The sequence below is a fragment of the Flavobacterium sp. genome, assembly GCF_043760115.1.
GTDB lineage: Bacteria > Bacteroidota > Bacteroidia > Flavobacteriales > Flavobacteriaceae > Flavobacterium.
This window is the reverse complement of record NZ_JAYUPK010000085.1, coordinates 1-19932: the sequence shown is the minus strand read 5'-3', so window position 1 is coordinate 19932 and position 19932 is coordinate 1. Positions and strand designations below refer to the sequence as shown.

At 27.9% G+C, this 19932-nt stretch carries 16 protein-coding genes; 4 read left to right on the top strand and 12 right to left on the bottom strand.

Annotated elements, in window-relative coordinates; all coding sequences use genetic code 11:
• Nucleotides 1–98: 98 nt before the first annotated feature.
• Nucleotides 99–464 carry a CoA-binding protein gene (locus ACH2BC_RS07275; RefSeq protein WP_395053331.1) on the bottom strand — a complete coding sequence of 122 codons (366 nt, stop codon included), beginning with the start codon at nucleotides 462–464 and terminating at the stop codon, nucleotides 99–101.
• Nucleotides 465–659: 195 nt separating this feature from the next.
• On the opposite strand from ACH2BC_RS07275, the gene ACH2BC_RS07270 reads away from it, so the two are divergent.
• From ACH2BC_RS07270 to ACH2BC_RS07260, 3 genes are all read left to right on the top strand, one after another.
• Nucleotides 660–1283: a MarC family NAAT transporter gene (locus tag ACH2BC_RS07270; protein WP_395053330.1), complete on the top strand. Its 624-nt coding sequence runs from the start codon at nucleotides 660–662 to the stop codon at nucleotides 1281–1283.
• 46 nt (nucleotides 1284–1329) lie between these two features.
• Nucleotides 1330–2766 (top strand): SDR family oxidoreductase, encoded by a 1437-nt coding sequence (locus tag ACH2BC_RS07265; protein WP_395053329.1) that lies wholly within the window; start codon nucleotides 1330–1332, stop codon nucleotides 2764–2766.
• Between the two features lie 305 nt (nucleotides 2767–3071).
• Nucleotides 3072–3695: a chromophore lyase CpcT/CpeT gene (locus tag ACH2BC_RS07260; RefSeq protein WP_395053328.1), complete on the top strand. Its 624-nt coding sequence runs from the start codon at nucleotides 3072–3074 to the stop codon at nucleotides 3693–3695.
• Nucleotides 3696–3875: 180 nt separating this feature from the next.
• Here the strand turns inward: ACH2BC_RS07260 and ctlX are convergent, their stop codons facing one another.
• The 6 genes from ctlX to ACH2BC_RS07230 all read right to left on the bottom strand — a co-directional run bounded on the left by ctlX (nucleotide 3876) and on the right by ACH2BC_RS07230 (nucleotide 10586).
• The gene (ctlX, locus tag ACH2BC_RS07255) at nucleotides 3876–4814 is read right to left on the bottom strand and encodes a citrulline utilization hydrolase CtlX (protein WP_395053327.1); all 939 of its coding nucleotides are present in this window, start codon (nucleotides 4812–4814) and stop codon (nucleotides 3876–3878) included.
• Between the two features lie 120 nt (nucleotides 4815–4934).
• The gene (locus ACH2BC_RS07250; RefSeq protein WP_395053326.1) at nucleotides 4935–5303 is read right to left on the bottom strand and encodes a four helix bundle protein; all 369 of its coding nucleotides are present in this window, start codon (nucleotides 5301–5303) and stop codon (nucleotides 4935–4937) included.
• Nucleotides 5304–5361: 58 nt separating this feature from the next.
• The gene (locus ACH2BC_RS07245) at nucleotides 5362–5685 is read right to left on the bottom strand and encodes a hypothetical protein (protein WP_395053325.1); all 324 of its coding nucleotides are present in this window, start codon (nucleotides 5683–5685) and stop codon (nucleotides 5362–5364) included.
• Nucleotides 5673–5867, bottom strand: a complete 195-nt coding sequence (locus ACH2BC_RS07240) for a hypothetical protein (RefSeq protein ID WP_395053324.1) — start codon at nucleotides 5865–5867, stop codon at nucleotides 5673–5675. Before ACH2BC_RS07240 ends, ACH2BC_RS07245 begins: the two co-directional genes overlap by 13 nt.
• 52 nt (nucleotides 5868–5919) lie before the next feature.
• Nucleotides 5920–6834: a dimethylarginine dimethylaminohydrolase family protein gene (locus ACH2BC_RS07235; RefSeq protein ID WP_395053323.1), complete on the bottom strand. Its 915-nt coding sequence runs from the start codon at nucleotides 6832–6834 to the stop codon at nucleotides 5920–5922.
• A gap of 80 nt (nucleotides 6835–6914) precedes the next feature.
• The gene (locus tag ACH2BC_RS07230; protein WP_395053322.1) at nucleotides 6915–10586 is read right to left on the bottom strand and encodes a T9SS type A sorting domain-containing protein; all 3672 of its coding nucleotides are present in this window, start codon (nucleotides 10584–10586) and stop codon (nucleotides 6915–6917) included.
• Nucleotides 10587–10871: 285 nt separating this feature from the next.
• On the opposite strand from ACH2BC_RS07230, the gene ACH2BC_RS07225 reads away from it, so the two are divergent.
• The gene (locus ACH2BC_RS07225; protein ID WP_395053321.1) at nucleotides 10872–13061 is read left to right on the top strand and encodes an ATP-binding protein; all 2190 of its coding nucleotides are present in this window, start codon (nucleotides 10872–10874) and stop codon (nucleotides 13059–13061) included.
• Between the two features lie 36 nt (nucleotides 13062–13097).
• Here the strand turns inward: ACH2BC_RS07225 and ACH2BC_RS07220 are convergent, their stop codons facing one another.
• The 5 genes from ACH2BC_RS07220 to ACH2BC_RS07200 form a co-directional block, all read right to left on the bottom strand.
• Complete coding sequence (locus tag ACH2BC_RS07220; RefSeq protein ID WP_395053320.1) at nucleotides 13098–14381, bottom strand: citrate synthase; 1284 nt, start codon at nucleotides 14379–14381, stop codon at nucleotides 13098–13100.
• A gap of 181 nt (nucleotides 14382–14562) precedes the next feature.
• A complete protein-coding gene (locus ACH2BC_RS07215) occupies nucleotides 14563–16551 on the bottom strand; it encodes a T9SS type A sorting domain-containing protein (protein WP_395053319.1) in 1989 nt (662 codons plus the stop codon).
• A gap of 40 nt (nucleotides 16552–16591) precedes the next feature.
• Complete coding sequence (locus ACH2BC_RS07210) at nucleotides 16592–17365, bottom strand: LytR/AlgR family response regulator transcription factor (protein ID WP_395053318.1); 774 nt, start codon at nucleotides 17363–17365, stop codon at nucleotides 16592–16594.
• A 13-nt stretch (nucleotides 17366–17378) separates the two neighbouring features.
• The gene (locus tag ACH2BC_RS07205; protein ID WP_395053317.1) at nucleotides 17379–19346 is read right to left on the bottom strand and encodes a tetratricopeptide repeat protein; all 1968 of its coding nucleotides are present in this window, start codon (nucleotides 19344–19346) and stop codon (nucleotides 17379–17381) included.
• A 196-nt stretch (nucleotides 19347–19542) separates the two neighbouring features.
• Nucleotides 19543–19932, bottom strand: a 390-nt coding sequence (locus ACH2BC_RS07200) for a T9SS type A sorting domain-containing protein (protein ID WP_395053316.1), incomplete at its 5' end; no start/stop codon positions are given.

Below are 19932 nucleotides of genomic sequence, written 5' to 3'. Positions count from 1 at the left end.
AAACAAGTTCAAGACAAGAAAGATTGGAATGAAAGCAGGAAAATGGATTGATGCAATGCGCAAGCCATTCGCTTCAAAATATTGATATTCTTTTAGCATTAATATTGATTTGTAGCCAATAAAACCAACGTGCAAGCAACTTCATACTTAATTTTATTTAATTCTAGAAGTTGATAAAACTCTGGATTTTCGGTTCCTGGATTAAATAGTACTCGCTTTGGTTGCGTTTCTACAATGTAGTTGTAATAATCGCGTTGGCGCGCAGGATTTAAATATAATGTTACGGTGTGAATGTTTGCGAGCGGAATATTTTTAGTTCTAATAGAAATGCCTGCAACTTCGCCTTGATTTTGACCAATTGCTAGTACAGAATGTCCTTTTTCTACAAGTGCGGTTATGGCTTTAAAAGCATATCTGTCTGGCTTTGTTGAAGCACCAAGCACTAAAGTTTTTTTATTTTTCATAAATGTTGAAGTTATTTTTTAGAGGTCATTTATGGTATCGCTCTATTTGAAATTTGTTTTCAACAAATTAGTTTTTGTTGCAATTTCGTAGCACAAAAATAAGGAATTTTGTGGATTTATAGGTTGTATTTTAACATTACGTTGTTTTTAAGTTTAACTTTACCAGTATAACTTGCATTAATTTTACACAAAAAAATGGAATTATTTATTTATTTGTTTGCCTCATTATTTTCAGTTTTAAACCCAATTGGAACTGTACCAATTTTTGTTGGACTTACTCAAGATTATAACAAAGCCGAACGAGCAAAAGTGGCACTTTGGACTGCAATTGACGTATTTTTAATTTTAATTATTTCGTATTTTGTTGGTCAATATGTGCTTTCATTTTTTGGAATTACAATTAATGCACTTCGCATTGCTGGTGGAATTATTATAGCCAATTCTGGTTTTTCATTGCTTAATAAAAAGTTTAATAAATCGCGTGGTGTAAATAAAGAAGTTGAAGTTGATGCACAAAAACGTAATGAAATTGCTTTAACTCCTCTTGCAATTCCTATGCTTGCTGGTCCAGGATCGATATCGTTATTGATTGCTTATTATCAAGATCATCACAGTACAAAAGATATTATAATTTCTTGTGTTGCCATTTTATTTATAGCGATTTCAATATTTTTAGTTTTGAGAAGTGCTCATTATTTATCTAGAATATTAGGTTCGTCTGGAATTGTTGCAATTTCTAGAATTGTTGGTTTCTTGACAATTGCTATTGGAATTCAATATATTATTAGTTCTGTTTTAAGTATTATTAGAGGAATTTAACTTCTGTTGAATTGATTTATTGCTTAAATTTAAAAAAAATATAGTTATGAGAATTCTTTTAACTGGTGCAAATGGTTATGTTGGACGTAGATTATTACCCGAACTTTTATCGCAAGGTCATCAAGTTGTGTGCTGTGTTCGTGACCAAAATCGGCTTGGACTTGACAAAGCGATGCTTGAAGCAGTAACAGTTTGGGAAGTAGATTTTCTTGACGAATTGAACTTAGATGCTTTACCAATGCATATTGATGTTGCTTATTATTTAATTCATTCGATGACTTCATCTACATCAGATTTTGATACAATGGAATCTAAAGCAGCTGAGCATTTTAACGTTTATATGAATAAAATTGGCGTAAAACAAGTTGTTTATTTAAGCGGAATTGTAAACGACGATCATCTTTCTAAACATTTACAATCTAGAAAAAATGTTGAAGATATTTTATATTTAGGTAATTTTAAAACTACTGTTTTACGAGCAGGAATTATAGTTGGTTCTGGTAGTTCGTCATTTGAAATTATTAGAGATTTGTGCGAGAAATTACCAGTAATGATTACGCCAAAATGGGTTTTAACTAAGTGTCAACCTATTGCAATTAGAGATGTAATTCAGTATTTAACTGGAGTTTTACTGCGAGAAGATTGTTATAACGAATCGTTTGATATTGGCGGACCAAATGTTATAACCTACAAAGAAATGATGTTGTTGTATGCCAAAACAAGAAAGGTAAAACTTTGGATTTATACAATTCCTGTTATGACACCAAAATTATCTTCTTATTGGTTGTATTTTGTAACTTCAACTTCTTATAAATTGGCAATTAACTTAGTAAATAGTATGAAGATGGAAGTAGTTTGCAAGGACAATCGACTTCAAAAAATGTTAAGTATCAAACCAATAACTTATGTTGATGCAATAAAACTAGCTTTCATAAAAATTGAACAAAACTTAGTTGTTTCTAGCTGGAAAGATAGTTTGAGTAGCGGAAGATTTGGTCATGATTTTTCAGAATTTATTCAGATTCCGAAATTTGGATGTTTAAAAGACCATCAATCTAGAAAAGTTGTTGATGTTGAACGTGCTTTGGATAATATTTGGTCAATTGGTGGTGACAGAGGTTGGTATTATGGAAATTGGATGTGGAAAACTAGAGGATTTCTTGATAAATTAGTTGGTGGTGTTGGCACAAGAAGAGGAAGAACACATCCTAAACATTTAGATAATGGTGATGCTTTAGATTTTTGGCGTGTACTTTTAGCCAATAAAGAAGAAAAAAGATTATTGCTTTTTGCAGAGATGAAATTACCTGGTGAAGCATGGCTAGAATTTAGAATTGACGAAGATAATGTGTTGCACCAAATTGCTACTTTTAGACCAAAAGGTTTGTTGGGAAGATTGTATTGGTATTCGTTAGTGCCATTTCATTTTTTTATTTTTGGCGGAATGATTGATAATATTTTGAAATCGGAACCGATAAAATAAAGGTACGAGGTTTGATATACGAGGTAACAAGTTTGGAAGATGAAAGATGGAAGATAGAAGATTATAAATTCCAAGTTTCAAATCCCAAATTCCAAATAAATTCCAATTTTTAAAATTTAAAAAATCAAACTAACTAGCAGTAAAGTTTGAAATTTGAAAAATTGTTGTTTGAGATTTATTTGGGATTTGGGAATTGAGTTTTGGAATTTTCTAAAACGATTTGGAAGTTAACTTTTTGGAAGTTTCAAATTACTATTGTATGATTTAAAAATTTCAGTACTTTTGAATGCTAACCAATTTACAAAATGAAAAAAATTATAACTTTAGTAGTAACATCTATTTTAATTATAAGTTGCAAATCTAGTTCTAGTAGTATTTCTAAAAGTGAAAGTAACTTTAATGAATTGTTAACCATAATGAAAGGTAATTATTCATCTGAAAAACATTCTAAAAGAGATACAACTTATTTTAATATTTCACTAAGAATGGTTCCTATTTGGAAAGAAAAAGGTAATTATCTATATGTTGAGCAAGCTATGTTTAGCAAACAAGATAAACCTTATAGAGTAAGAATTTATAAAGTTTCTCAGATAAATGAAAACGAGTTTATAAGTGAAATTCATACTATAAAAAACGAAAAAGATTGGATTGGAAAATGGAAAACTCCAGAAGCATTTGACAATTTATCTGAAAATGAAATTGACAAAAAAGAAGGTTGTGGCGTAGTTTTAAAACGAATAGGAAAAAATAATTTTTCTGGCTCAACTGGAAATAAAACATGCCCAAGTGAACTTCGTGGAGCAAGTTATGCTTCGTCAATTGTTACAGTCACACCAAATTCTATTGTGTCTTGGGATCAAGGTTATGATAAAAATGATAAGCAGGTTTGGGGTGCAGAAAAAGGTGGTTATGAGTTTTTGAAATACTAATCTAAGTGGAAGAATTTAAATGACAAATTCCAAAAATCAAATTCCAAATTCCAAATAAATTCTAAATTTTTAATTTCTAAAATTCAAACTATTTGTTCTAAAGTTTGAAAATTGAAGTTTATTATTTGAGATTTTTTTGGAATTTGGAATTTGCTTTTTGCTTTTTACCTTTCAGGTTTATTAGTTTTTAGGAAGAAAAATTTCTGCCATCATACATCTTGCGCTTCCGCCACCACATGCTTCAATTGTGTCTAAGCTTGAACTTAAAATTGTAATGTGTTCTTCTAATTGTGCAATTTGCTTTTTAGTTAGACTTTTATGGGCAGAAGCACTCATTATTAAATAACGTCTTTCATCTGAACCTTGCAATTCTAGCATATTTCCTGCAAAATTATTCATTTGGTCTTCTGTGATTAGTATAATTTCTTTTTCATCAGATTTTAGACTGTCAAGAACCATTTTTCGCTCTTTTTTATCATCAATACAATCGGCGCAAATTACTGCAAAACTATCACCAATGCACATCATTACGTTGGTATGATAAATTAGTTTTCGTTCGCCGTTCACCGTTTGAAATGCTTCAAAAATTATGGGATTTAAATCGAAATCTTCGCAAAATTCTATAAACAATTCTTCGTCTGCTCTTGGAGAAAGTGCACAATATGCTTTTCCGTTTTCTCTGTCAAGAACTATACTTCCTGTACCTTCAAGATAAAAACCATCTTCTTCGGCAGCAGTATAATCCATTATTCCTTCGTTTATTTCAAATCCGTTTTCTTCTAGAATATCAAGAATGTCTTCTCTTCTTTCTGCACGACGGTTTTCGGCAAACATTGGATATAAAACTACATCACCATTTTCGTGAAAAGAGATCCAATTGTTAGGAAAAATTGAATCTGGTGTGTCTGGATTTAATGTATCGTTTACAACATTTACATCTACTCCAATCATTTTTAATTTGTTTACAAACGTATCAAATTCTTCTTGCGCTTTGGCATTAACAGTTTCTGGAGTTAATCCGTCAAGGACTTTTTGGTAATAATTGTTTACCGCAGTTTGCTCGTTCATTCTAAACGCAACTGGACGAATCATTAAGATGGAATTGGTTGTTTGGTTCATTTTTTTAGTTGTGGGTTTTGGGTTGTGAGTTATGTGTTTTTAATTATTTATCAATTTAAAAATAAAGTTAAATTACAAAATAAGTTTTTGGTTATGTGTGTGTTCAAAATTAAAATTGAATTAATTTTTCCAATTCTCTTCTACATATTTTATAAAATTAAATATTTTTCCTCCTAAACCTTCATAATTGTTTATTAAATCTTCTATATTTTCAAAAACATTAGGATACAATTTTGAAATTTTTTCTAAATGAGCAATAGTTTCTAAGCAACTTGAATGCGAATAAACTAAAAACTTTATAAAATCAGCTTTATATCTTCTTCTACCATATCCTTCAACTATATTTGAAACTACAGAATCTGAAGATCTTCTTATTTGACTTCCAAGTTCGTATAATTCGTGTTTGGGTAATTTTAATGATGATGGATGCACAATATAAAACAACTCTAATCCAATTTTATATACATCTAAATCTTTATAACTTTTCATCAAAAAATAATATTTTTTATTTACAATCTAATTAAACTCATAACCCACAACGCATAACTCATAACCACTTCACTTCTTCGCAATGATTGTTAATAATATAAGTAATCAAATAATCTGAGTTAGATTTTTCAAAGAAAATATACCAAGTTGTTCTAGAATTTGTTTTGTAGAAAATATAATTTATTCCTAAATTTTTAATTTCAGTTGGAGTTTTTTTACTAGGAAAATCTTTAATGTTTTCTTTAATGAAATAATAAATATCCGAAACATAGAATTCTGCACTATCAATAAATCCAAAATATTCTTTTCTATATAAAATTTCAACTAAATCGTCAAGATAACTAGTTGCTTCATCTGAAAAAAATATTTTTATTTCTTCCAATAGCTTCTAATTTTTTCAATAGATTTTTGTCTAGCTTCTTCTAATGGAATTCCTTTTTTAAATTCTTCTTCAAAATTAAAAGTAGCATTTCGTTTTATGCTTGCAATTTCCATTAAAATTTTTTTGTCTTCCAGTTGCGAAATCCAATCAATAATATCTTTTTTAAAAGTTGTAGTTTCCATTTTTAAACTATTTTAATATCAAATATAGTAATTATTTGGGTTCAAAATAAAATTAATCTCTAATCAAAGGTAAAGTTGAACATCTTAATAATCCTTCTTGTTTTGCAATCTCGGCATACGGAATTTCTTCAACAATAAAATCATTTTCACGCAACCAATTGTTTAATCTTGTAAAGTTTTTTTCAGAAACCACAACATTTTCATCAATTGAAAAAACATTAGAATTCATACTATACATTTCATCTCGCGTTATATGAAAAAGATTTTCTTTGCCAAATAATTTTACCAAATACACATAATCTGCTTCTTCACGAAAACCACTTTTGTAGATAATTCCCTTATTTTTTCCAACTGGTTGAAAACAACAATCTAAATGTAATGCATTGTCTCTAGCTTCAATTTTAGATTTTACTAGGTCAAATTCTTTTACAATTTTATGAGGAAATAAATTTCTAATATATTCCACTCCAGCCATGTTTGTTCTAGCAGTGATATAATCTTTATAATCTGAACCTTTATAAGTTCCTATAAAAATATAATTGTTCCACAACATTACATCGCCACCTTCAATATGAACTTCTTCTGGCGGACGAACCACTTTAGCAGGATTTATTTGGTCAAGAACGTATTGAATGGCATCTAATTCACGTTCTCTATCAGGAAGAATGTTGGCTTTTATAAAAATATCATCAATAACAAAACCTATATCTCTTGTGAATATTTGATTGTAATTTTCTATCATTTCTGGACGAAAAACTTTTACTTTATATTTTTCAAATACTGTATTAAAAGCTTCCATTTCTAGAATCATATCTTCTTCAATTGGATAAGTTCCTGCAAGAATATGTTCTAGCGATTTTGGATCATAAGCTTCGTCTGCAGTTGGTGTAACACCATTATTTACTGCTGAACCTAGCACAACTGCTCGTAGCCGTGAAGATTCGTTTTTTACATTTAATTGTAGCATAAAATTACTTTTGGCTTTGGACAAAGATAAAAAAGCTTCTCGATTATGAGAAGCTTTTGCTTAAAAGTATTTAAAATAATTTAGTTTTTAATTATTGTTTTAGTTGTTATATTATTGTTATTATTAATTCGTAAAAAATAAGTTCCTGCTTCATAACTTGATAAATCTAATTCATAATTTGACAAATCATTTATCACTTTTTCTACAACTTTTTGTCCTAACATATTGTAAACCGCCAAACTTGTCTCACCTACAAAATTTTTAAAATCGATTGAGAAAATACCAGTTGAAGGATTAGGAAAAATTGTTATAGAATTAATAATTTCATTATCGTTTGACATAACTTTACCTTGTCCATTTCCTTGGTCTGACTTTAATCTAGTTATATAATTAACAGTTAACTCGTCAGTATTATAACGATTAAAATAACCTGTAGCTATAATTTTACCATCAGAGAGTATTGTTGTAGAACATAAATAACCTGTTACTGTTGGTGATGGTGGGTTTTGAAAAGTAAAATTATTTCCTGAAGGAGAAAAACTTAAATCTCTTGCACCGTTGGCTTTACTTATTTTAAGAAGATTTGAACTATTTCCTAATATACTTCCATTGTATGATGTAAAATTACCACCTATATATAAATTTAATAAATCGCCTGGTATAGTTGTAATGTCATTAACTGAATTTAATAATGAAACATTTATACCAGAACTAGAAAAAGAGGTGTCTATTGCACCATCATTTACACCATTATTTAAAAGTTTTACAATACCGCTAACATTTGAGGTGTTATATTTAGTAAAAGTTCCCACAACGTAAATAGAACTACCATCTATTAAAATTTTATTTATAAATTTTCCAGTACTTGGTATAAAACCAGGATTATTGAATCTCAAACCACCACCATTAAAAGTTCCATCGATAGTACCATTTGCATTAAGTCTAGCAATACCATTAACAACTGTTCCGTTATAAGATGTAAACCTACCTGCAATTATCATTCTATTATCTGTACCTGGATATTTTGCTACAGCATATATCGCATTATTAGCACCTGTTCCAGGAATAAAAGTTGCAACAGCTGAACCGCTTGTTGTTAAGCATGAAATTCCTTTTGCAAATCCACCAACAATAATTAAATTACCATCACTCCTTTTTTTAATATCGAATACATCGGCAGTGTAAGAACCATTAAAAGCTAATAATGAACCAGTAGAATTTAGCTTTACTATTCTATTTTTTAATAATCCATTATAATTTGTAAAAGCACCTCCTAAATAAATATCAGTACCATCAACAAATACCGTATTTATAGCATTGTTTGCGCCGACTCCTGTATTAAAGGAAGATGTATCAAGATAAAGATTACTATTTAACTTTGCAATTTTATTTCTTGATAATCCATTATACTGAGTAAAATCTCCTGTAATAATTATATCATTAACACCATACAAATTAGAAGTTCTAATGATATTATTAGCTCTTATACCTTGACTAATATTTGAAATTGTTAATGAAACAATACCAGTAGAGCAATTTAATGAATTTCCAACTTCACAAATTGTATACGAAGTTGAGTATTGGCCCGGTAATAAACCAGATGCAATAGTAACTATTCCAGTACTTGAATTTATTGAAATTGCATTAGTGTTAATAGGTGTAAGTATTATTTGAGACATTGATAGAGGTACAAGTAAATTACAATTAAATCTGTCATTAAATATTACTTCTTTAGCTAATTGATTTAAAACTCCTGAAGTATCTGCTGTAATAAAATCTGTAAAAGCTTTCAGTTCATTAACGGTTATTGTTATAATTGATGTTAAAGAACAATTTTTATTTGCAACACATTTTTGACATAATCTATATTGTAAATTATATATACCTGCTGGTGTTCCTTGAGCAACTCTTATAGTTCCATTAGGGTTTATTGAAATTCCAGTATTCTGAGTGCTAACAAGTCCAATAGTTAAATTACTTAAACTTGGATTTAATACTCCACCAAAAGTATCATTACTTTGAATAGTATAAGTACTTGATGTTCCTGGAGAAATACAAATATTAATATCATCATTAGTAACTATTAGTTGTTGTGGACTTGGATTTATAATTATTGTTATAGTAGCAACGTTACTTGCTTCACCACATCCACTTACCGATTGTAATTGGTAATAAATTACAAAAGTACCGTATTGATCAGGTAATGAACTTACAATACCATTATTGTTTATAGAAAATACACCCGAAGTAAATGGTGCAACTTGAGTAATTGTATAACCATTTAATGGTACAGGAATTGCATTTCCATTCAAAGTATCATTAGTTAAAATTGAAGGCGTAATAGTAGTTGGACAATTTAAGGTAAATGTGTCGTTTGTAGCAATTAAACTTGGAGAATTTCCATTCTTAAGTCTTACTAGAGAATTAACCGCAATATTACCTACTGGTGCAGATTGTCTAATCCAATTATGAAAACCACCACTTGCATAAATAAAATTACCACCAATATTAGATATACTAATATGATTTATAAAATCATCACTAATTTCAGAAACAAAACAATTGTCTAAATTTCCATTGGATAAAATTCTACTTATGCTATATGAAGTATTACTAACTTTTCTTGTAAATAAAACCTTTCCATCTGGTTGCATTTTAACATTTCCTCCTTTAATTATATTTAAAGAAATGTTATTAATCGATAAATCATTAGAATTGAATGAAGTTAAAGGCAAATTTGTACCATCAGCATTAATTTTAGTATAATTGTTGGTAGCAACATTATTAAATTGGGTAAAGTCACCCATTAAAAAAATCTTATTGTTTGAATCTATTTCCACACTTGTTATCTGCGAACCTATAATTCCGTTACCAATATTGGCGTTAAATGTAGTATCAAGTGTTCCATTACTACTAATTTTCATAATTCCATTAAAATTTAACGTTTTTTGTCCAGTAGCTATTATGCTTCCATCACTTAAAAACTCTATATCAGTAATTGTGCTATCTAAATTTGGAGAATTATTAAAAAATGTTGTATCAACAATTCCTAAACTATTAAATTTAATAATTTTAGTAAATAAAACCGGTGGTTCTATAACATTAGGATCTGAGAAATCAAATTTCTCCATTGCTACATAAACATTATTTGATGAATCAACAATTACGGAGAAACTACTACAAATTGAATACCAACTTAATAATCCATTAAAATTGAAGCTTGGATAATCTGGTGGAGCTTGTGGAGGATTGCTACTACCATTTATATTTGTAACAAGACCTAACGTACTATTCAACATTATCATACCTAAATTTCTTCTAAATGTGGAGCTCGGTGGTTGTGTTTGTTGACCATTATATAAATCATAATATCCACAAGCAATAACGTTTCCATTTGGCATAGAAGACATTGAATATATTTGACCACCAAGAGAACCATTATTATTTATTACATAATCAAAATATCCATATATGGGAATTGTTGAATTTGTTCCACTAATTAAAGCAATTTGTTTTAAAGTATTAGAGCTATTATTAAAATTGCCAGCAACTAAAATCTTTCCATTAGATAAAGGAATTGAACTTGTAATTCTTCCTTGACCTATTGATCCTGCTGTAGGATGAATAACATTTTGAATTGTTAATGCTTGTGTATTAGAATAAGCATTGTCATGATTTCCGTCTTGTTGTGACCATGAGAATTTCGAAAAAATAACAACAAACAGAATTAAAAAAAGATTTTTTGTTTTCATAATTTATAAATTTTTAAGATTATTCTCTAAAATTATAAAAATAATTGTAAGAAAATATATTTTTAATGTTAAATTTTTTAACTTATTTAGAATATGTTGGTTTTGAACGAGAATTTGTAGTGTATCATTGAGAATTTGAAAAAAATTTATAGTTTAAATAAATTTAGAATTACATTGAAAAATTGTTACACTAAATCCTGATTATAAAGAACATAAAAAAATATTATTAAAAAAAATAAGAAATATTTTAATAAAATTAGTATTTTTGCCACATAACCCCAAGTTATGCAAGAAACTAGAACCAAAATTAATTCTCTTTTAGAGGAATCTTATGCTGTAAGGATTAATAACCTTAAAAAAAGTATTTCGTTAACGAATATTGCATTATCGCTGTGTGTTAAATCTTCTTTAAACGATTTAAAAGCAAAATCACTCTCGCAACTTTCTTTGTATTACATGATTACTGGTAAGTATGATGAATCTTATAATTTGTCTCAAAAATGCATAACCCTATTTGAAAAACTCAAAGATGAAAAAGGTATTGCCGATGCTAAATACAATATGGCAGGTTTTTATTACAGAACCAATAATTTTCAATTGGGTGTAGTGTTTTTAATTGATGCATTAATTATTTACAAAAAACATAATGATTATCACAATATTTCTAGATGCGAAAAATCGTTAGGAACAGTATACGGATTTTGTGGAGATGATGATAAAGCCACAATATCTCATAAAAATGCAATAAAAGCTGCCAAAACAATAAACGATTTAAATCTTGAATCTAATGCTTACAATAATCTTTCTGGAATTTATATTAAAAATAATCAAGTAGATTTAGCATTAGAGATAATTGAAAAATCTATTGCAATTAAAGAAAAAACCGAAGATACAAGAGGTTTAGCGTTTGCAATTTATGGAAGAGCAAAAGTTAACTTATTTCAAAAAAAATATGATAAGGCAGAGAAAGATTTTCTAGAATCTATAGATATTCATACTAAAATGGGTGAACTTCTTGGTTTAGCAATGGGTTATAATAAGTTAGCAAAATTATACTTTGAAACTAACAAAATTGATTTGGCTAAAAAAACTGTTACTAAAGGATTAGAAATATGTTACCTTTTTAATATTTCATTAATTAAAATTAAGTCACTTTACCTATTATATTCCATTTTTAAATTTGAAAATAATGAAGAACAAGCGCTTAGACATCTTGAATTGTATTTAACTGAAAAAGAAAGTATATTTAATGCACAAAATTTTAAAATTATAGAGAATTATGATTTACTTGTTAGAATGCAAACCATGCAAAAAGAAGCAGAGCATCAGCAAGAAAAAACTATATTGATTACAAAAAGTACCAAAATAGAACAAGCGGCAAGAGTTAGACAAGAATTTCTTTCTACAATGAGTCACGAAATTAGAACTCCACTTAATGCCGTAACTACTATTGCTACAATGCTAAGTGAAAACTCTCATATTGAAGATAAAACACTAATTGATTCACTTAAATTTTCGTCTCATCATTTAATGCAAATTATTAATGATATTTTAGATTTTACTAAACTTGATTTAGGCAAAATGAGTTTGGATTTTCAGCCAGTAATTTTTAAGACATATCTAGAAAATTTTTGGAAAACCTATCAATTTCAAGCTAAAGAAAATGGCATTGATTTTAAATTAAATCTTGATGAAAATCTTTATAACTGTTATAGTATTGATGCAACAAAGATTACGCAAATTCTAGGAAACTTAGTGACTAATGCTATAAAATTTACAGACAAAGGAAATGTTATATTAGATGTTAAAATTATACAACAATCCAACGAATTTGATTTAGTTTCATTTAAAGTTTCCGATACAGGAATTGGAATTGAAAAAGAAAATCTTGAACAAATTTTTGAAAGCTTTTCACAATTAAAAAATGGAATTAACAGAAAAAAAGATGGCGCAGGATTAGGATTATCAATTTGTAAAAAAATTATTGAACTTCATGATAGTGAAATTAAAATAGAAAGTGTTTTTGGCAAAGGTTCTGTTTTTTCGTTTGACTTAAAACTAAATAAAGTACAAATTGTAAAGCAAGTAAATCAAGAAAAATTAATTGAAGACATTTCTGGAACAAAAATACTTTTGGCAGAAGACAATGCTATAAACGCAATGATTGCCAAAAAATTATTATCAAAATGGGGAATTGAAACTGACCACGCTGTAAATGGTTTAATAGCTACAGAAAAAGCTACTCTTTCAAAGTATGATTTTATTTTAATGGACATTCACATGCCGATTTTAGATGGTTATCAGGCAGCAAAAAACATTAGAACTCTCGAAAACTTAAATAAAGAAACTCCAATATTTGGTCTTACTGCTGATATTTCTGCGAAAGATAATGAAGAGTACAATCACTTTTTTAATGATTTCTTTTTAAAACCATTAGAAATTGAAAAATTAAAAGCAGCATTAGTATTTAAATAAAATATGCTTCAATTTCTTGAAGCATATTTCTAATTATTATCGTTTTTCCTTTGCAACAAAATCTCGTAATGGATAACCCATATATATTTGTCTTGGTCTTCCAATTGGTTCTTTATTTTCGCGCATTTCTTTCCATTGTGCAATCCAACCTGGAAGTCTTCCTATTGCAAAAAGTACTGTAAACATATCGGTAGGAATGCCTAGTGCACGATAAATTATACCTGAATAAAAATCGACATTTGGATATAATTTTCTAGAAACAAAATATTCATCTACTAATGCAGATTCTTCAAGTTTCTTAGCAATAGCAAGAATTGGATCGTTTACACCAAGTTCTCTTAAAACCTCATCGGCAGCTTTTTTAATAATTTTGGCTCTTGGATCAAAATTTTTGTAAACTCTATGACCAAATCCCATTAAACGAAACGGATCTTCTTTATCTTTAGCTTTCGCCAAATATTTATCGGCATCGCCACCATTTTTTTGAATTTCTTCTAGCATTTCTAAAACTGCTTGGTTTGCTCCACCATGCAATGGACCCCAAAGTGCAGAAACTCCAGCTGATATTGAAGCAAATAATCCTGCGTGAGAAGAACCAACCATTCTTACAGTTGATGTAGAACAGTTTTGTTCATGATCTGCGTGAAGAATAAATAATTTATCTAATGCATTTATTACAGTTGGATTAGCCTTGTAAGGTGACGTTGGTAATTGAAACATTAAATGCAAGAAATTTTCAACGTAACCTTTTGTATTATCATAATAATTTAATGGAAATCCAGATGATTTTCTAAATGTCCAAGTAGCAAGAACTAAAAATTTACCCATTGTTTTACAAATGGCTTCATACATTTCTACTTCATTCTCTACATTTACAACTTTTGGATTAAAAGCAGTTAATGCTGATGTTAACGAAGATAAAACTCCCATTGGATGAGCAGTTTTAGGAAAACCATCAATAATGTTTTTCATTTCTTCGTTTACCAAAGTGTATTTTCTTATGTCTGTTTCAAATTGTGCTAATTGTGTTTTAGATGGTAATTCTCCAAAAATAACTAAATAAGAAACTTCAAGAAAATCTGCTTTATCCGCCAAATCTTCTATAGAATATCCTCTGTAACGAAGAATTCCTTCTTCGCCATCTAGAAACGTTATTTTACTCGTACACGAACCCGAATTTTTGTAACCTGGATCCATTGTAATAGCTCCAGTTATATCTCTTAATTTGTTAATATCAATAGCAGTCTCATTTTCAGTTCCTTCTATTAAAGGAAACTCATATTTCTTGCCATCAAATTCTAATATTGCAGTTTTTGACATAATATAAATTGGTAATTAAATCTTCTAAATTAATAATTTAACAAATCTAACAAATTCTAAAGGAAATAAAAAACAAATAATATAACGTTTTCGTTAATTTTATTATAAAGTTGAAAATATTGTACATAAAAAAAGACTCTCAAAACTAATTGAGAATCTTTTCAAACTTAAACTAAACTTATTATTCTTTTATTATCTTTTCTACTTTAATACCTTTTTCTGTTGTAATTTTTACAAAATAAATTCCGTTAGATTTCTCTGAAATATCAAGTAAAGCTGTGTTACTATTTTGTAAATTAGTTTGTAATAATCTACCTTGAACATCAAATAATTCTACAGATTGTATTGCAAAATCTCCGTTAACATTTATAATAGAATTAGTTGGGTTTGGATAAATTTTAATTGATCTGTCAACATTGTTTTCAGTTACACCTAATGCTTGAATTACAGTAGCTTCTGTAGGAGTTGTAATTGGCGCTGCATAATCAAAGAAAATTTGAGCATTATTGCTTATTGTAGTCCCTGGAGCTATGTTGTTTAATGTTCTTATTTTTAATAAAATTCCACCATGTCCACCTGGAGGACTTATCGCTGCGTTGTTAAAAAAATAATCTACTTGATTGTCAACAATTTTTATATCTAATGGATGTGATGTTTTTAAAATTTGAATAGAATTCATATCAAATATTGCACTATCAAAAGTATTTTTTACTACTACATTATTAACAACAGCTGTTCCTGAATTTTCAAAATTAATAACATAATGTAAGTATTCACCAATTAATGATCCGTCTAAAGAGTTACCTTCTAAACACTTAATATTATTGGGTGTGTAGGTTTGTACTATTTGATCATAAGAAAAAGTATTATCTGCAATTGTGGTTGCTAATTCTAATGAAGTATTTTCTACAATATTTACACTAAGATTGGCAGTTTGTCCTATGGTATAGAAACTTGTTGCAGTAGTTGGATTAAAATTTAAAGTAACTTCAAAGCTTCTTGTTTCTAATGGTAATAAATTAGTAAATAAATTTCTAACTTGTGATGTTGTAATAATTGGAGCAGTTGCTGTTGAATTTAAATAAGAAATTTTAGAATTATCAAAATTAAAATCTATAAATCCATCAACTTTTTTAGATCCTTTATTTTTATATACTATTTCATAAGTAGCATTTTGCCCTGGTAAAGCTGGTGTAATTGGCGCAACAACAACTTCTAAATCTGGCACTTGACTTGCTAAATTGGCATATAATACAAAATCATTATTGTTAATTACATTAGACAAATCATTTGTTATTGAAGGTGTATTTAAAAAAGCATCATTATTTTCTAATCCACGAGATAAAGTATAATTTCCTGTAGTTGCTGTAGTATATACTTGATACAATCCATCATTATCAGAAATTGTTTGAATTACTTGTGAACCAACTGTGCAAATTACTTTTACATACGATTTATAATCTATACCTACTTCTAATGCGTTATCATAAGATATTGTTCCACTTATTATACTATAATTTCCGCCTGGAGTTATTGTACATAAAGAATTTACCTGATAAGTTACGCCTGTAGATAATGCAACAACTTGACTTTCATCTGCACAAATATATTGAAGTCCACTATTACCGCCTCCTGTTAAAATAATATTTTCATTTTGACCATTTTTGGCAAATATTGTAGCTAAATTATTATTACTACAATTAATAGTTTGTAAACTCGTACAAGTTGAAACATCTATGGTGGTTAACGAATTACCCTTACAATTTAAAGTAACTAATGCTGAACAGCCAGCCACATTTAATGATGTTAGAGTATTTTGAAAACTATTTAAATTTGTTAAATGTATCATTCCAGAAACATCTATACTATCTATAGAGTTATTAGTACATTTTAAATCAATTAAATTTGTAAAAAATTTAATACCATTAATATTGGACATTATATTTGAATTTGTAATATCAATATAATATACAAGTAATGCTTCTGCTTCAGAAATTTCACTATCGCCATTAGTATTTATTGCAATTGAAACTCCAGCTGCATTTTTAGCAATAGTATTTGCAGTACTGGCTTGTAATAATTTTGCTTTAAAAGCTGGATCTGTAAAAACTATATCGGCTGCATTGGCAACACCAGAAAATAGTAAGATTAAGTAGAGTAATTTTTTCATCATGATTAGGTTTGGGGTTTGTAAATTGGGACTTTATTTATTAATTTAAATTTAATTGTCTTGTTAAAATAAGTTGTATTTGTTCTCTTTTTCGTTGTGATATTGGTAATTGCACGTCATCTCTCATTAATACAAATCCGCCATCTTTTTTTATATACGATTTAACATATGCCAAATTAATTAAGTGCGATTGATGTATTCTTGCAAAACCATGTTCTGTTAACATTTCTTCATATTCTTTTAAAGTTTTAGATATTAAAATAGGTTTTCTATTTTTTACATAAAACTTGGTATAATTATCATCACTTTCGCAACGCATAATGTCTACAATGTCTAATAAATGAATTCCATCAGAATTAGATAATGCTATTCGTTTAAAATTGTCAACTTTTTTACGAATATTTTCTAGTAATAAATCTATATGAGAATAATCATCATCTTTTTCAAGAATCGTTCTAATTTTAGCAATTACTTTCTCTAAATCGTCTGGTGAAACTGGTTTCAATAAAAAATCTAAAGCACTAAATCTAAATGCTTTAATTGCATATTGCTCATAAGCTGTAATAAATACAATATGAGAAGTAATTTTTCCATTCATTTCTGAAAGCTTTTCAAGCATATCAAAACCCGTGCCATCATTCATTTGAATGTCTAAAAAAACTACTTGTGGTTTTAGGTTATTTATTACAGCTATTCCAGTTGCAACACTTTCTCCTTCTCCAATTATATTAATATCTGGAGCATAAAGAGCCAGTAGACCTTTCATTCCGTTTCTTAAGTTAACATCGTCATCTATTATTACTGCGGTAATCATTTTATTTATTTATTTATGATTTTGAATATTGTAATGGTAAAACAAGAGTTACTTTAGTTCCTAAAATTTCTCCATCTTCATTCATTTCTTCTAATTTTACATTGGCTCTTTGTGTAGTAGATGTTTCCATCATTTCTAAACGTTTATTAGTAATGTTCAACGCCATTGATTTATGCATTGTAACCAATTGTTTTTTAGATTCTTTAGATTTATCTATTCCAATTCCGTTATCTTTAATTATACAAATTAAACTTTCGTCATTTATAGAAAAATCTACAGTTATACTACCATTTTTTACAGTAGTATTTAAACCATGAATTATAGAATTTTCTACAAAAGGTTGAAGTAATAATGGCGGTAATGCTACATCATCATCTATATCTTGCGCTTTATTGATAGAAAAATCAAATTTATTATTAAACCTAAGTTGTTCCAACTCTAGATAGTTTTGTAAACTTTCTATTTCTTTATCAATTGGAATTAGTGTTTCTTTAGAATATTCTAATGTTAATCGCATTAATTTAGAAAATTTGGCTAAATATTTTATAGCGGCATCGGTACTATTTTGAACAATAAAACTAGAAATAGAACCTAAGCAATTAAAAATAAAATGCGGATTCATTTGCAAGTGTAATGCCTTTTGCTCGTAAACTGCCAATTCTTTTTCTAGTGTTAAACGTTTTCTTAATTGACGTCTTTTGTAAATTAAAAATGCAATTCCAGATACAGATGATAAAAATAAAACCCCAACAAAAATTTTAATCTTTTCAGATCTTTTTTGTGCTTCAATGTATATTTCTTTCTTTTCTTGTTCTGCTTTTTGAAGTATTTGTTTTCTATCAAATTCAAAATTTAATTCCGCTTTAATACTGTTTTTTGCAATTTCAGTATTTGTAATACTATCTTTAAACTTTGTATACAATTTATAATGTTTTAAAGCTTCTGTAGTATTATTTAATTTTTCATAAATGGTACTTAAATCTTTTTCAGAATCTTGAACTCTGTATAATGCACCAATTTCTTTACCCAATTGTAAAGATTTGTTGATATTGGTAATAGATAAATTATATTTATTTTGTTTTAGATAAATTGATCCTAAAGTAGCATAAGTGTCTGCGCTTCCAAATTTATCTTCTATACTTTCAAATATTTTTAATGCTTTAGTAAGATATTCTATGGCAAGTTTTTCATCGTTTCTTTCAAAGTAAAAAGTTCCATAATTATTGTACAATTCTCCCAAACCTCTTGGATTTGGAAATTTTACAAAATAATATTCTGACATTTTATAGTATTCTAATGCTTTAGAATTATTTTTTAGATAAAAATAACACAACCCAATATTAGTAGTGGTAATACCAATACTTTTATCATTTTTTTCTTTTTGAATTTTTAAAGCTTTTTCATAATAAACCAAAGCTTTTCTATATTTTCCTTGTGTATTATAAATAACACCTATATTATTGTTTATTTTTAATATTTTTTCAGTAGAATTGGTTTCTTCAAAAATCTTTAATGCTTTAAAATTATTTTGTAAAGCTTTTAAATAATCGCCTTGTTCTGTAAAAATAAAACCAATACTTCCATAAGCTCTTGCTAAACCGTTTTTTAAATCAATTTGATTTTTTAACGTTTTAATTTTTAATTCACTTTCAAAAATTGTTTGTTCTTTTAAAAAATTATCTAAACCAGTTTCATAATTTCCTAAAATAACATTTGCATTACCAATATGATGGTAAGCGTTGCCTTCTTCTATTTTAAAATTATTTTTTTGAGACAATTGCAATGCTTTAGATGCATAGTCAATCATCTCTTTCGGATTTATAATTTTGTATTCGTCGGCAATTTGATTTAGAAGTTGCGTTATTTTAATCTCGCTCTTAGAAGTTTTGAGTAACGAATTCAAACTATCAATTGCTTTGTTTTGCGCATTGGCAAACAAAGAAATTAATAGAAAAGCACATATCACTAATTTTGAATTCATCATAAGATTTAGGGATTGTAAAAATAGAAATTACTTTAACATAATAAAGTTACATCGAGAATTCGATGGTGTAAAATGAGAATTCGACGACAAACAACACTAATGTGTAAGAAATATTTTATATTTATTTTCTAATAAAAATAAAAAAACCTTAAAGTCATCAAACTTTAAGGTTAAAATTTTAAAAAAATATTCTTTACTCTTTCACAATTTGTTCTACTTTCACTCCATCATCGGATGTGATTTTTAAGAAATATATTCCGTTAGATTGATTAGAAATATCAATTATTTCATTAGTTACATTTACAAGTTTTGTTTGTAAAATTCTACCTTGAACATCATATAATTCTATTGATTTTAAATTAGAATTTGCTTTAATATTTACAATAGAATTTGCAGGATTTGGATAAACCGAAATTGAATTGTCTTTTTCAAAACTTGAATTATTTAACGATTGAAAAGTTGTATTGGCCATTCCTGTATCAATTGGAAAATTATAATCAAAGAAAATATCGGCACGTTTAGAAACAATATCGCCAGTAACTAAATTATTTTTAGAACGAACTTTGAGTAAAACATTTCCGTG